The sequence below is a fragment of the Arthrobacter sp. E70 genome, assembly GCF_058266945.1.
Genome location: NZ_JBYQFR010000006.1, coordinates 251626 through 265778, shown reverse-complemented (window position 1 = coordinate 265778; position 14153 = coordinate 251626). Strand labels below are relative to the sequence as shown.

The 14153-nt window shown below is 68.1% G+C and carries 10 protein-coding genes; 3 read left to right on the top strand and 7 right to left on the bottom strand.

What is annotated here, in order from left to right:
• Window positions 1-32: 32 nt before the first annotated feature.
• A complete protein-coding gene (locus AC3IMC_RS10015; protein ID WP_490918373.1) occupies window positions 33-1538 on the bottom strand; it encodes an SDR family oxidoreductase in 1506 nt (501 codons plus the stop codon).
• A 263-nt stretch (window positions 1539-1801) separates the two neighbouring features.
• Between AC3IMC_RS10015 and mfd the strand changes: the two genes are divergently transcribed.
• Complete coding sequence (gene mfd / locus AC3IMC_RS10010) at window positions 1802-5446, top strand: transcription-repair coupling factor (RefSeq protein WP_490918372.1); 3645 nt, start codon at window positions 1802-1804, stop codon at window positions 5444-5446.
• A 6-nt stretch (window positions 5447-5452) separates the two neighbouring features.
• On the top strand, window positions 5453-6265 hold the full coding sequence (locus tag AC3IMC_RS10005) for a metal-dependent hydrolase (RefSeq protein ID WP_490918371.1): 813 nt from the start codon (window positions 5453-5455) through the stop codon (window positions 6263-6265).
• 76 nt (window positions 6266-6341) lie between these two features.
• Here the strand turns inward: AC3IMC_RS10005 and AC3IMC_RS10000 are convergent, their stop codons facing one another.
• The 6 genes from AC3IMC_RS10000 to nirB form a co-directional block, all read right to left on the bottom strand.
• Window positions 6342-6605: a hypothetical protein gene (locus tag AC3IMC_RS10000; RefSeq protein WP_221383935.1), complete on the bottom strand. Its 264-nt coding sequence runs from the start codon at window positions 6603-6605 to the stop codon at window positions 6342-6344.
• Between the two features lie 52 nt (window positions 6606-6657).
• Complete coding sequence (gene deoC, locus AC3IMC_RS09995) at window positions 6658-7383, bottom strand: deoxyribose-phosphate aldolase (RefSeq protein WP_490918370.1); 726 nt, start codon at window positions 7381-7383, stop codon at window positions 6658-6660.
• Between the two features lie 115 nt (window positions 7384-7498).
• On the bottom strand, window positions 7499-8380 hold the full coding sequence (locus tag AC3IMC_RS09990; RefSeq protein ID WP_490918369.1) for an FAD-dependent oxidoreductase: 882 nt from the start codon (window positions 8378-8380) through the stop codon (window positions 7499-7501).
• A 217-nt stretch (window positions 8381-8597) separates the two neighbouring features.
• The gene (locus AC3IMC_RS09985; RefSeq protein ID WP_490918368.1) at window positions 8598-9746 is read right to left on the bottom strand and encodes a uroporphyrinogen-III synthase; all 1149 of its coding nucleotides are present in this window, start codon (window positions 9744-9746) and stop codon (window positions 8598-8600) included.
• Between the two features lie 14 nt (window positions 9747-9760).
• On the bottom strand, window positions 9761-10795 hold the full coding sequence (cobA, locus tag AC3IMC_RS09980) for a uroporphyrinogen-III C-methyltransferase (protein WP_490918367.1): 1035 nt from the start codon (window positions 10793-10795) through the stop codon (window positions 9761-9763).
• Window positions 10796-10797: 2 nt separating this feature from the next.
• On the bottom strand, window positions 10798-13440 hold the full coding sequence (gene nirB / locus AC3IMC_RS09975; protein ID WP_490918366.1) for a nitrite reductase large subunit NirB: 2643 nt from the start codon (window positions 13438-13440) through the stop codon (window positions 10798-10800).
• Between the two features lie 280 nt (window positions 13441-13720).
• Between nirB and nirD the strand changes: the two genes are divergently transcribed.
• Window positions 13721-14101, top strand: a complete 381-nt coding sequence (gene nirD, locus AC3IMC_RS09970; RefSeq protein ID WP_490918365.1) for a nitrite reductase small subunit NirD — start codon at window positions 13721-13723, stop codon at window positions 14099-14101.
• Window positions 14102-14153: the final 52 nt, after the last annotated feature.

Here is a 14153-nt window from a genome sequence, read left to right as displayed (position 1 = left end):
GGACGTGGGGAACGGATTAAGCCTCCAACATCCTACGGGGTCATCTGTGCCCGGTCCGCATCGGCCAGCTTCTGTGCCGCCGCGGTGATGTTCCGGGCCATGGCCGGGAAGATCAGGCTGTGGAAGGGCAGGACGGCGAGCCAGTAGAGCCGTCCACTGAGTCCTTTCGGGAAGAAGATGGCGCGCTGCCGGTAGCGGCTGCCGGTGCCGTCGGGCTCCACGGAGAGTTCCAGCCAGGCGCGGCCGGGCGCGCGCATTTCGGCGCGCAGCCGCAGCAGCCGCCCGTGCTCGATCCGTTCCACGCGCCACCAGTCCACCACTTCGCCAAGGGCGAGCGTGTGCGGATGGCGGCGGCCGCGCAGCAGGCCCGCCCCTCCGGTGAGCTTGTCCAGCCAACCGCGCACCTGCCAGGCCAGGGGCAGCGAGTACCATCCGTTCCTGCCGCCGATGCCCTCGATCACGGTCCAGACATGGGCAGGATCCACGTTCCCGTGGAAGGTGCGTTCATCGATGTAGACCTTGTGCCCGGCCCAGTCGGGGTCGCTGGGCAGCGGATCGGAGGCCACCCCCGCGTTCGCCCAGGTCGTTTCCACCTGGCCGTCGCGTTCCTTGCCCAGCGCCAGGGCGACGGCCGTGCGGTAGGGGGTCAGGCCGCCGTCGGGCTGCGGAATGTACCCGTCAATGTCATGCTCGTTGGACACCGCATCATGCTGCAGTGACTGGACCAGGGGCACGGCCATGGACAGCGGGATGGGCGTGGTCAGCGCCACCCACAGTCCCGCCAGTTTGGGCGCGGGCACGGGAAGCGCCAGCACCACACGGTACGGCAAGCCCGCCTCCGCAGCGTATTCCTTCATCATCCCGGCGTAGGTGAGCACCTGCCGGCAGCCTATGTCGAAGGTCCGGTTGATGTTGCCTTCCAGGGAGGCAGCCTCCACGAGGTAGTAAAGGACATCGCGCACGGCGATCGCCTCGATCCTGTTCCGCACCCAGCTGGGCGCCGGCATCAGCGGCAGAGTCTCGGACAGGTGGCGGATCATCTCGAAGGAGGCGGAGCCTGACCCGATCACCACCCCGGCCTGGAACACGATGGCGTCAACGGGGCTCTTGAGGAAGACCTTGCCGACGGCTTCCCGTGAACGCATGTGGGTGGAAAGCTGCACGCCCTGGGGGTGCAGCCCGCCCAGGTAGACGATCCGGCCCACGCCGGACGCCGCGGCAGCCTCCGCGGCCGTCCTGGCCATCGCCTGTTCCTTCGCCTCGAAGCCGGCACCGGCGGCCATCGAGTGCACCAGGTAGTAGAAAACGTCGACGCCGGCCAGCGCTTCACGGAGGGCGCCGCCGTCGTCGAGGCTGCTTTGGACCACCTCCACCTTGTCCCGCCACGGCACCCCGGCAATCTTGTCGGGCGAGCGCACCAGCACTTTGACAGTGTGCCCGGCCTCGAGCAGCTTGGGCACCAGGCGGCCACCGATATACCCGGTGGCCCCGGTGACGAGGACGGTCTTCGGCGAAGGCTGGACATTGCTTCCGGTCATGCTGGCTCCTGTTCGTCGCAATTCCTGGCCATCCGGCCCCAGGTCGTCATTGGGGGTTCGGCGCGGCAGCCCGCCCGGACGGCCGCGCCGCCGGAATAGTGCCCGGTCCTGCCAGCCTACTGACTGGATACAGCCAGCGCCGCTGCCGCCCGCTCCGGGATGTCATTGCTGCGCGGTAGGCTGGGTGTACCCGGGATTCGCAGCGAATTTCGGGTTTTCGCGTTGCCTGCTCTCCTTCGATGAACACCACAGGAGCTTCTGCCATGAGTCTTCCGGGCCAGCCCGCCGCCACTCCATCGCTGGACGGACTGCGCCGCGCCCTGGCGCATGACCAGACCTTCGCCCGCGTCCGCGCCGAGTCCGCCCGTGGCTTCGCCGTCCGCGGCCAGGACTACCAGATCAGTGCGCCCGCAGGGCTGCGTCCGGTGCTGCTGGCGGAGATGGCTGACGGGCTCGCGGCCGCAGCCGGGGACGCGGAGCCGGGCGTGGTGCTGGCCGTGACCGCCACCGGACGGGAAGCCGAAGACCTGTCCGCCGCCCTTCGCGCCTACCTGCCCGCTGACTCCGTGGCCGAGTTCCCCAGCTGGGAAACCCTGCCGCACGAGCGGCTGTCACCGCGCTCGGACACCGTCGGCCGCCGGCTGTCCGTGCTGCGCCGGCTGGCGCATCCGGCAAGTTCGACGGCGGCCCGGCTGCGCGTCGTCGTCGCGCCCGTCCGCGCCGTGGTCCAGCCGGTGGTGGCAGGCCTGGGTGATCTGGTCCCTGTCACGTTGAAGGTGGGCCAGGACGTCTCCTTCACCGAGGTGGTGAAGAGCCTTGCCGACGCCGCCTACGCCCGCGTGGACATGGTGACGCACCGCGGCGAGTTCGCGGTCCGCGGTGGCATCATCGATGTGTTCCCGCCCACGGAGGACCATCCCATCCGCGTGGAGTTCTTCGGGGACGAAGTGGACCAGATGCGCTGGTTCGCCGTCGCGGACCAGCGCTCGCTGTCTGCGCCCGGCATCCACCACCCCACGGAGCTGCACGCCCCGCCCTGCCGCGAAATCCTCATCACGCCGTCCGTAATGTCCCGCGCCGCGAAACTGAAGGCCCAGCTTCCGGCCGCGGCGGACATGCTGGAAAAGATCGCCGGCGGCATCGCGGTGGAGGGCATGGAATCGCTGGCGCCGGTGCTGGTGGATGCCATGGTTCCGTTCGTGGACCAGCTGCCCGCCGACTCCATCGCCGTCGTGATCGAACCGGAAAAAGTCCGCACCCGCGCGCACGACCTCGCCGCCACCAACGAGGAATTCCTCGAGGCGGCCTGGTCCACGGCGTCCGACGGTGGTGCGGCACCTTTGGACCTGAGCGCACAGGCCGCGGAGGCGTTGCATTCCGCCAGCTTCCGCTCGCTGGCTGAAACCCGCAGTTCGTCCCTGGCGCACGGCGTGTCCTGGTGGTCGATCACCTCGCTGGCGCAGGACGCGGAACTGCTGCCCGAGATTGACGTGCTGAACCTGCACGCCCGGGAACCGCGCGGCTACCAGGGCGATGTGGCGGAAATGATGGACTTCATCGGCTCGCACGTACGTGACCAGTGGCGGATCGTGGTGGCCACCGAAGGTCCCGGCCCTGCCCAGCGCCTGGCGGAGCTGTTCCATGAAAACGACATCCCGTGTGCCCGGGTAGACAGCCTGGACCACGAACCCCAGGCGGGCATTATCGAGGTGACTACTGCCGCCGTCGGACGCGGTTTTGTCCTGGACGGGCTGAAACTGGGCCTGCTCACCGAAGCCGACCTGCTGGGCCGTACTTCCGCCGGGTCCACGAAGGACATGCGCAAGATGCCGTCCAAGCGGCGCAACGCGGTGGACCCGCTGCAGTTGGTGGCTGGTGATCACGTGGTCCATGAACAGCACGGCATCGGCCGGTTCGTGGAACTGATCCAGCGCAAGGTGGCAGGCGGCGGCGTCCGTGAATACCTGGTGCTCGAGTACGCGCCGGCAAAGCGGGGCGCCCCGGGCGACCGCCTCTTCGTCCCCACGGACCAACTGGACCAGGTGACACGGTACGTGGGCGGCGACACTCCGGTCCTGAGCAAGATGGGCGGCGCGGACTGGGCCAGCACCAAGTCCAAGGCGCGCAGGGCGGTCAAGGAGATCGCCGGTGAGCTCATCCGGCTGTACTCGGCCCGGATGGCCTCCCGCGGCCACGCGTTCGGCCCGGACACCCCGTGGCAGCGCGAACTCGAGGAAGCCTTCCCGTACGTGGAAACCCCGGACCAGCTGACCACCATCAACGAGGTCAAGGCGGACATGGAACGGGAGATCCCCATGGACCGCCTGGTGTCCGGCGACGTTGGCTACGGCAAGACCGAGATCGCGGTGCGCGCCGCCTTCAAGGCTGTCCAGGACGGCAAGCAGGTGGCGGTGCTGGTGCCCACCACGCTGCTGGCCCAGCAGCACTATGAAACCTTCACTGAGCGGTTCTCCGGCTTCCCGCTGCGGGTCAAGCCGTTGTCCCGCTTCCAGTCGGCCAAGGAGGCCAAGGAGACGGCGGAGGGCGTCAAGAGCGGCGCCGTGGACGTAGTGATCGGCACGCACCGGCTGTTGTCCAAGGACTTCGAGTTCAAGGACCTGGGCCTGGTGATCGTGGACGAGGAACAGCGGTTCGGCGTGGAGCACAAGGAAGCGCTGAAGAAGATGCGCACCAACGTGGACGTGCTGGCCATGAGCGCCACCCCGATTCCCAGGACACTGGAAATGTCCCTCACCGGCATCCGGGAGACCTCCACCCTGGCTACTCCGCCGGAGGAACGCCACCCGGTGCTGACCTACGTGGGCCCGTACACGGACAAGCAGACCACCGCGGCAATCCGCCGAGAGCTGATGCGCGAGGGCCAGGTGTTCCTGGTGCACAACCGGGTGTCAACCATCGAGCGGACCGCGGCGAAGATCCGCGAGCTGGTCCCCGAGGCCCGGGTGGAGGTAGCCCACGGCAAGATGTCCGAAAGCCGCCTGGAGCAGATCATCGTCGACTTCTGGGAGCGCCGCTTCGACGTCCTGGTGTGCACCACCATCATCGAGACGGGGCTGGACATCTCCAACGCCAACACGCTGATCGTGGACGGGGCGGACAAGTACGGCCTGTCCCAGCTGCACCAGCTCCGAGGCCGCGTGGGCCGTGGCCGTGAACGTGCCTATGCGTACTTCCTCTATCCGTCGGAGAAGCCGCTGGGCGAGGTGGCTCTGGAGCGCCTCAAGGCCGTCGCCGCACATAACGAACTGGGCGCCGGCATGCAGCTGGCCATGAAGGACCTGGAGATCCGCGGCGCGGGCAACCTGCTGGGCGGTGAACAGTCCGGCCACATCCAGGGTGTGGGCTTCGACCTCTACATCCGCCTGGTGGGCGAGGCCGTAGCCGACTTCCGCGGCGAAGCCGAAGAGAAGGCCGCGGAGATGAAGATCGAACTGCCCGTGAACGCGCACCTGCCGCACGACTACGTTCCCGGCGAGCGGCTTCGGCTGGAGGCCTACCGGAAGCTCGCGGCGGCCCTCACGAACGAGGCCATCGACGAGGTCCAGGCCGAACTCGTGGACCGGTACGGCGAACTGCCGCTGCCGGCCCAGAACCTGGTGGCCGTGGCGAGGTTCCGGGTCGCCGCCCGCGAAGCCGGGCTGTCCGACGTCGCGCTGCAGGGCAACTTCATCAAGTTCTCGCCTGCCACCCTGCCGGAATCCAAGACCATGCGCCTGAACCGGATGTACCCGGGCTCGCAGTCAAAACCGGCACTGGATGCCGTGCTCATTCCCAAGCCCAAGACCGCGCGGATCGGCGGCCGGGACCTGCAGGACGCCGAGATCCTGGAATGGGCCAACGGCGTGATCCGGAACATCTTCTCCGACGCACCGCTGGCGGTGGGGTAGCAGGTGATGGGAGGACACCACGCCGCGTCGGGGGCCGCGGCGTGGGTAGCTGTTGCGTCCACCGGCCCCTACACCCTGGGCTGGTACCCGCTCGACCCCACGGGCATCCTCATCGGCGGGATGGCTACGGCAGGGACGGCACTGGTGTGCGACTGGGACCACCGGTCCAGCACCGTGGCCCATGCACTGCCTCCGCTGTCCAATGTCATCGCGCGGGGCATCGAGAACGCCAGCGGCGGGCACCGGCAGGGAACCCACTCCATCCTGGGCGCCGCGGCCTTCGTCTTCCTGGCCGGCCTGGCATCCCAGATCCACATGGACACCGCCTGGGGCCGGCTCTCAGTGGGCGCGGGCTTGCTGTGCATGTTCCTGATCAACATTGCCGCCAAGGCGCTGAAGCTCTTCCCCAAAAGCGGTTTCATCTCCAACTGGGTCTTCGCCCTGGCCATGGCCGGCCTGGTGACGGTGTACGCGCCGGAGCAATGGACCTGGCTGCCCATGTCGATGCTGATCGGCGTAGCGGTGCACATCGTCGGGGACCTCATCACCACCGGGGGAGTGCCGTTGCTCTGGCCGCTGGTGGTCAAACCGCCCAAGCTGCTGCGCCGGATGCCCCTGCTGCGGAACGTGTGGCGGGCCAACGGTGCGCTGTCCGTACCCCTCCTGGGCCGGGCCGGGTCCAAGCGGGAATGGCTGGTGCTGATCCCGGTCAGCGCATATGCCATGGTGGGCCTGTGCATGGCCGGGTGGTCCATGGCGCAGCACCACTGGCCGGCGGTGGCGGCCGCCGCCGGGGCCTGGCTGCGGCTCTGGTTCTAGCGGCAGCACCCAGGACGGACAGCAAAAGACCCGGACAGTGCGAAGTGTCCGGGTCTTTCAGTCTGTTGCTGGGGGCTTAGTGCTCGCCTGCGGAGTCCGAGCGGCCCAGGAGGGTCTGCGGGATCCAGAAAGCCAGGGCAAACAGTCCGAGGCACACAGCCATCGGCCAGGGGTTGCCCAAAGAGAGGAAGGACAGCGAGTAGATGGAACCCAGGAAGATAGCCATGTGGATGACAAAGAGGACAATGCTGCCGGAGAGCTTGTTCTCGTTCTGCGGGGTCCGGACGTAGCCCTGGTTCGACGTAGTGTCCTGGCTGGACGCATTAACCTGGCTGGACATGTGTTCCTCCTCGGCCCCGCGGGGCTCAATCTGTGGCGGCTTTCCGTTCCGGTCAGTATGCGGCTGAACCCTGTTCACCCTTGACGATGGCAATCCCGGAACTCGCGCCAATTCGTGTTGCACCTGCAGCAATCATAGCCTGAGCGTCAGCCAGGGAACGCACCCCGCCGGACGCCTTGACGCCCACCTCCGGGCCTACGGTCCTGCGCATCAGGGCCACATCCTCCACGGTGGCGCCGCCGCCATTGAACCCGGTGGACGTCTTCACGAAGTCAGCACCTGCATCCACGGCAGCCTGGCAGGCCAGCACCTTTTGCGCGTCCGTCAGCAGTGCTGTTTCGATAATCACCTTCAGGATGGCGCCGCCCTCGTGGACGGCCTCGGCCACGGCGGCGATGTCCTCCACCAGGGCGCCCTTGTCATCGGCCCGCGCCGCGGCAATGTTGATGACCATGTCCACCTCGCCGGCACCGTCCAGCACGGCTCCGCGGGCCTCGAACGCCTTGACGTCGGTGGGGGTGGCGCCCAGCGGGAAGCCCACCACGGAGCATGTGAGGACCCCCGAGCCCTTGAGTGCGGTGGCGACGGTCTTAACCCAGATGGGGTTGACGCAGACGGATTTGAAGCCGTACTCGGCCGCCTCGGCGCAGACCTTCAACACATCGGCTTCGGACGCCTCTGGCTTGAGCAGGGTGTGGTCGATGTACCGGGCGATGTTTCCCGGGCCGGCCGCGGCCGCGGTCCCGGCAGTGGCGGAAGGGGTGGCTTCGTTGCTCATGATGGTCCTCTCGAAGGGCCTCGTGGGCCCGGCGGGTGTCCTTGACTCGTCTCGGGAACCATCTTGTCACAGCAGGCCCGCCCCTCAGCGGCGTCTGGCCCGGGCAGCCTACGGCTCAGGCGGCCGCCTGCAGGGCCCGTGCGCCCGAGGGCGCCGTGGCAGGTGACGCCGAAACAGCGGTCAACAATTCCGTGGCGCAGGCTCCAGCGGCGGAAGCTGCCGCCACCAGCAGGCCCAGGCGGACGCCGTCGAACGCTGCGGCGTCCCCTATCGCCCAGATGCCGGGCACGGACGTGCGGAAGTCCTTGCTGATGACGATGCCGCCGCTGGCGGCAGTCGCCAGGCCGGCCGTGGCCGCCAGGCTGTCCAGGGACACGCGCTCCTCGGCCAGGACCACCAGGTCCCCGCTCATGCTGCTTCCGTCCTCGAAGACCACCGCGGACGCCGCGAGCCCCGGGACGGATTTTGCGGGGACGACGGCGGCGGGCCGAGCGGTGGTGCGGATGGGCCGGACGCCCTTGGCGCGGAGCACCGCTTCGGCCTGCCCGGCTGCTGCCCCGTTGCCCACCAGGATGCCCAGGGGCCGGCGGCCGAGTTCCCTTGCGACTTCCTGGACGGCCTCCGCGATGCGTGGTGCGTCGTCGATCGTGGAGTAGTTCAGGCACTGCGAGGCGCCCTCGACGGGGCTGGCTACAGGGGCGGAGCCGGTGGCGATGACCAGCTGGTCGTAGCCGAACTCCATGCCGTCCGCGGTGGCCACCGTGCGCCCCACGGCGTCTAGGTGGCTGGCAGGCTGGCCGAAGCGAACGGACACCTGGGGCAGCATGGCCAGCTCCAGCAGCTCCTCCGGCGCGTCGTCGCGGTTGCTCAGGACCGTGATGGTCCCGGCAAACTGTGCCCGGGACAGTTGCGCCACCAGGGCCTGTGCTGCGGGGCCGGCCCCGGCGATGACGATGCGGGTGGCGGTGGAGGTGGAGGAGGGTGCCGGAGCGGACATGTGCTGGCCCTTTCGCTGGCGGCCGGTGGATCGGCCGGGACTTCGTGATGGAACCCAGCGTAGGGGCCTGCTTTTTCGGTTGTGTTACCCGTCCATTGCCGTTTGGCACGGCCGTGTTCGCCAGTATTTACCGGCCGGTAACAGAACCCGTGACCCACCTCTCATCCGGCCGGTGGCGGACACATTCGGGCCGCTGGACCAGTGCGTGGCGTTACAGCTAGACCCGGATCCGGTAGCCCCGCTTGACCACCGTTTCTATGAGCTTGCCGTCGGGCAGCGAGGACCGGAGTCGGCTCACCGTCATGTCCAGGGCGTGGACGGAGCCGCGCAGTTCCAGCAGGTCGGACAGCGATTCGCGGGACAGGACGGCCCCGCCGGCGCCGAGCAGGGCGCGCAGGAGCAGCAGGGGAGCGGGCGCCAGTTCCACGGGCTGGCCGTCAATCCGGAGGCTGCGGCCGCGAAGTTCGATGTTGCCGGACCTGGTGTCCAGCCGCCGGACATGGTTCAGGGCCAGGTGCTCGCACACCAGCCGGATCAGGGCGCCCATGCGGAACCGTTCAGGAATCAGGGGCGTGACACCGGCGTCGAGCAGGGGCTGCGCGGTCACCGGCCCCACCACGGCGGTGGTGACATTGGTCTTCAGGCTGTCGATCAGCTGCTTGTACAGGCCCATCTCGTGCGCGGTGCTCCACAGGGCATCGACGGCGGGCGCGCTGGTGAAGGTGAGGACGTCCAGGTTTCCGCTGCACACTGCCTCGATGAGGCGGGGGAGCTTATCCTCGCCGTCGGGCTTCACCCAGCGGTAGGGCGTGACGGTCAGGACGGTGGCGCCGGACATGCGCAGGCGCTCCAGCTGCCGGACATCCGTATAGCCGTGCAGCTGCACGGCCACTGTCTTGCCCCGCACACCCTCGGCGAGCAGCATGTCCACCAGCGTTGCCGTGGTCTCGTCACTGCTGATTCCGACGTCGGCCAGTCCGGCCGCGCGCACGGCGCCCCGGGCTTTGGGGCCGCGGACAAACATCCGGCAGGCACCCAGCGTTTCGAGGAGTTCATCGCCGATGCCGAAGGAGTCTGCGGCCTCGCACCAGCGGCGCATGCCGTAGGCGGTGGTGGCGATGCAGAGGTCCGGCCTGGCAGCGATGATGGCCCGGGTGTCCTCGATGAGGCGCATGTCTTCCTGCACGGGGGCGATCTTCAGGGCAGGGGCGTGCAGCACCTCCGCGCCCCGGCGTTCAAGCGCATCAATCAGGTCCTGGGACCGCCGGTCCGAAGTGACGCCGATGCGGAATCCCTCCAGGGGTGCGTCCGCTGCGTCTGGCGATTCTTCGACCTGGGCGGATTCGGCCGGTGCGAGTGCATTCATGGAGGTCAATCCTTTCACGAGCCCAGCAGCGAGGCCGCCAGCCTGTCCAGGTCGGCGGCGGCCCCGGCGTGGCCCTGGTTGGCCTCAGCCACCCGCACCACCTCGCCGATGACGAGCACTGCCGGGTTGCTGCAGCCGGCGGCGGCGGACGTGATGGTGCCAAGGTCCGCGATCGTGGTGCGCTGTCCGGGACGGTAGCCCCGCTCCACCACGGCCATGGGCATGTCCGGGCGCATTCCTGCGCGGCGGAGCCCTGCGGCCAGCTGGTGGAGCGTTCCGATCCCCATCAGGACAACGATGGTTCCGCCCAGGCCTGCGAGGTGCTGGTGCTCCTTCTCGGTCAGCGGGGCGTGCCCGGAGACCACGGTGAACATGTGGCTGACTTCACGGTGGGTCACGGGGATCCCGGCGGTCGCGGGCACCGAGATGGCGCTGGTCACCCCGGACACTACCTGCACCTTGAGCCCGGCTGCCACGCAGGCGGCCACTTCCTCGCCGCCACGGCCGAAGACGTAGGGATCGCCGCCCTTGAGCCGGACCACGTTGTTGCCCGCCAGTGCGCTTTCGACCATGAGCTTTTCGATGTCCGACTGGCCCACTTTGTGATGTCCGGGCTTCTTTCCAACGTCCACCAGCTCAGCGGTGGTGAGTTGTGGCAGGTCCTGGCAGGGGGCGAGCCGGTCGAAGAAGACGACGTCGGCGTCGCGCAGCGCCTTGATGGCGGCAACGGTGAGCAGGTCCTTGGTGCCCGGCCCGCCGCCTACGAGGGTGACGTGTCCGGCGGGGCCGGCGGCCGGTTCGGCAGCGACGGGGATGCCCGCGGCGCGGCAGCGCTCCAGCAGGGCACCCCAGCCGGGCTGCCCGTCGTCGACGGCCGCCACCAGGAAGGGCTTCTCCGGCAGGGGGCCGTCATGGCCGGCGCCCTGCGGGGTGCTCAGGCGGTAGACGACGGCGCCCGCGGCTTCGTAGCGGCGCACGGCCTGCCGCGCGGCAGTGTCCGTGCCGGTGACCAGGACGTCCCGGCCCGTGAGGTCGATACTGAGCTGCATGGTTATGCCTCGTTCCCGTTGGGTTCCTGCGAGCCGGAGCGGACCGGGATGGAGGCACCGATCAGCACCTTGCCCTTTTCCTCGGCGGTGGCGGGCCGCATCTGGCCGCGCTCGTCGGGGACAAAAGTGATGGAGTCGTCCTTCTGGTCCGGGGCGTTGACGAAGGAGCGGAACCGGCGGAGCCGCTCGGGGTCCTTCAGGGTGTCGGCCCATTCATCGACGTAGGTGTCCACATGCTTGGCCATGGCGGCCTCCAGGTCCTCGGCGATGCCCAGGGTGTCCTTGACCACCACGTCCTCGACGTGCTTGATGCCGCCGTCGAGTTCTTCCTGCCACCGCGCGGTGCGCTGCAGCCGGTCCGCGGTGCGGATGTAGTACATGAAGTAGCGGTCGATGTACTTGATCAGGGTTTCGTCGTCCAGGTCCTTGGCAAGCAGCTGGGCGTGTGCCGGGGTGGCGCCGCCGTTTCCGCCGACGTACAGGTTCCAGCCGTCCGCGGTGGCGATCACGCCAACGTCCTTGCCGCGGGCCTCGGCGCACTCACGGGCGCAGCCGGAGACACCCATCTTCAGCTTGTGCGGGCTGCGCAGGCCCCGGTACCGGAGTTCGAGCTTGATGGCCATCGCCACGGAGTCCTGGACACCGAAGCGGCACCACGTGGAACCGACGCAGGACTTCACGGTGCGCAGGCTCTTGCCGTAGGCCTGGCCGGATTCGAAGCCGGCGTCCACCAGTTCCTTCCAGATTTCCGGGAGCTGCTCCAGGCGGGCGCCGAACATGTCGATCCGCTGGCCGCCGGTGATCTTGGTGTACAGGCCGTACTTTTCGGCGACGGCGGCGATGACGCCGAGCTTCTTCGGCGTGATCTCACCGCCGGCGATGCGGGGGACCACCGAGTAGGTGCCGTCCTTCTGCATGTTGGCCAGGGCGCGGTCGTTGGTGTCCTGCAGGGTGCCGCGGCCGGCGTCCAGGACGTAGGCGCTGTTCTGGCTGGCCAGGATGTTGGCAATGGTGGGCTTGCAGATGTCGCAGCCGGCGCCGGTGCCGTACTTCGCCATGATCTCCTCGAAGGAGGTCAGCTCCAGGACGCGGATGGCGTCGAACAGTTCCTGGCGGGACAGCTCGATGTGCTCGCACAGGGCCTTGGAAACCTCGACGCCGGACTTGGTCAGCTCGGTCTCCAGCAGCTTTTTCAGCATGGGCACGCACGAACCGCACTGGGTGCCGGCGCGGGTGCAGCCCTTCAGCTCACCGAGCTCCTGGACGGGGGCGTTGCCTTCGCAGGCGCCGCAGCCGTTGATGGCGTCGCGGATGCTGCCGGCGGTGACGTTGTTGCAGGAGCACAGGGTGGCATCGTCGGGGAGCTCGGTTTCGGGCGCTTCGCCACCGCCTGCCGCACTGAGGAACGCGCCGGGCTCGGCCGGAAGTTCGCGGCCCAGGAGCGGGCGCAGGCTCATGTACGGTGACGCGTCGCCGACGAAGATGCCGCCCAGGAGGGTCTTGGCGTCGTCGGTGGTGACGATCTTCTGGTAGACGCCCCGGGCGGGGTCGGCGTAGACGATCTCGAGGGCGTGTTCGGTTTTGGCGAAGGCGTCACCGAAGCTGGCAACGTCAACACCGGAGAGCTTCAGCTTGGTGGCAGTGTCGAAGCCGGGGAAGGTGGCGTCGCCACCGTGCAGGCGGTCGGCGACAATCTCCGCCATGGTGTTGGCGGGTGCCACCAGGCCCAGGCACATGCCGCCGAAGTTGGCCACTTCGCCGATGGCCCAAATGCCCGGCACCTCGGTGGCGCAGTAGTCGTTGATGACCACGCCGCCGCGGGGGCCCAGGCTGAAGACCTGCTCTTCGCCCTCGGCGGTGCGGAAGAGTTCGTCGCGGGGCTTGACGCCGATGGCCACGATCACGAGGTCGGCCGGGATGATGCGTTCGTCGGCCATCAGCACTCCGGTGACCTGGCCGTCGTCGTCCGTCAGAATCTCCGACGGGAAGACGCCGCCGTGCACCTCGAAGCCCTTCGCCTCGATCAGGCGGCCCAGCGCCTGGCCGGCACCCTCGTCCAGCTGGGTGTTCATGAGCCAGGGAGCCCCGTTGATCACCACGGGGGTGGCACCGAGCTGCTCGGTGCCTGCCGCCGATTCGAGGCCCAGGAGGCCGCCGCCGATGGTGACGGCGTTGATCTTGCGGCCAAGTTTTTCCGTCAGCTCTGCAATCGCCTTGTTGATGGCCCAGACGTCCTCAAGGGTCCGGTACACGTGAGCGTGCTCCGCACCCGGGAGCGGCAGGCGCGCTGCGTCCGAACCGGTGGCAACCACCAGTTCGTCGTACTCATAGGCGTTCCCGGCCGCGGTTTCCACCGTCTTTGCCTCTGCGTTGATCTTGACCACGCGTTCCCCGGTCTTCAGGGCCAGTGAGCCGTGCTCCCACATGGAAGCCGTTCCCAGGGTGAGGTCCACGCCGGTGTCGGTCAGGGCTTTGGAGAGCGCCACGCGGTCGTAGGGGAGGTGGGCTTCCTCGGTGAGGACCGTGACATGCCAGCCGTCGAGGCCGCGGGCATGCATGGCGTCCGCAAAACGGTGGGCCGCTGGGCCGCCGCCGGCGACGACGATGCGGCGCGGAGTCTCTGTGCTTGAAGTCTGTTCGGTCACTGTGGGCCTTTCGCATGGGCCGCAGACGGTGCTCTGCAGCTTGTGCATCCAGCCTAGGGAGGGGCAGTTTCGCCTCAGTTTCCCAATTGTTTCGCCAACTTAACTTCTGCATCACGAACGCATTTCCGGCCGGGTTAGCTCTCTTTTACCCGCCGGATACATTCACCGCACCCGGTTGAAACACCCGGAGCCTAGCGTGGGACACGGCCGCAACGACAGCTGCTGCCAGGACAACAAGCGATAACAAGCACAGGAAAACAGGCACAGGAAGGAGCCGGACATGACGGCAACACTGGAACTTGGGGCGCTCGCCGCCGAATCAGACCTCGCCGGACTCGAAACCGGCTGGCACCGTGTTTGCGCCGTGGAGGACCTCGAGCCTGCATGGGGTGAAGCCGCCCTGGTGGACGGACGCCAGGTTGCCCTCTTCCGCACCGGTCCCGGCGAGGTTTTTGCCGTCGCGCACCGGGACCCTGCCACCGGCGCGCACGTGATGGCCCGTGGAATCCTGGGTTCGAAGGGTACCCGTCCCACCATCGCCTCACCGCTGCACAAAGAGGTCTACGACCTCGAGACCGGCGAATGCTTCAGCACCCCCGGTCTTCGTCTGGAGGCATTCCGCACCCGCATCGCCGATGGTTTCGTCGAGGTGGAGCTGTAGCTCATCCCGGATATCAAAAAGGGGCGCCGGCGGCGCCCCTTTTTCTGGTTTA

Bases quoted from the DNA above. Each gene is read 5' to 3' on its own strand.
- AC3IMC_RS09985 (WP_490918368.1), bottom strand. From the start codon at position 9,746: ATGAATGCACTCGCACCGGCCGAATCCGCCCAGGTCGAAGAATCGCCA.
- cobA (WP_490918367.1), bottom strand. From the start codon at position 10,795: ATGCAGCTCAGTATCGACCTCACGGGCCGGGACGTCCTGGTCACCGGC.
- AC3IMC_RS09990 (WP_490918369.1), bottom strand. From the start codon at position 8,380: ATGTCCGCTCCGGCACCCTCCTCCACCTCCACCGCCACCCGCATCGTC.
- AC3IMC_RS10000 (WP_221383935.1), bottom strand. From the start codon at position 6,605: ATGTCCAGCCAGGTTAATGCGTCCAGCCAGGACACTACGTCGAACCAG.
- mfd (WP_490918372.1), top strand. From the start codon at position 1,802: ATGAGTCTTCCGGGCCAGCCCGCCGCCACTCCATCGCTGGACGGACTG.
- deoC (WP_490918370.1), bottom strand. From the start codon at position 7,383: ATGAGCAACGAAGCCACCCCTTCCGCCACTGCCGGGACCGCGGCCGCG.
- AC3IMC_RS10005 (WP_490918371.1), top strand. From the start codon at position 5,453: ATGGGAGGACACCACGCCGCGTCGGGGGCCGCGGCGTGGGTAGCTGTT.
- nirD (WP_490918365.1), top strand. From the start codon at position 13,721: ATGACGGCAACACTGGAACTTGGGGCGCTCGCCGCCGAATCAGACCTC.
- AC3IMC_RS10015 (WP_490918373.1), bottom strand. From the start codon at position 1,538: ATGACCGGAAGCAATGTCCAGCCTTCGCCGAAGACCGTCCTCGTCACC.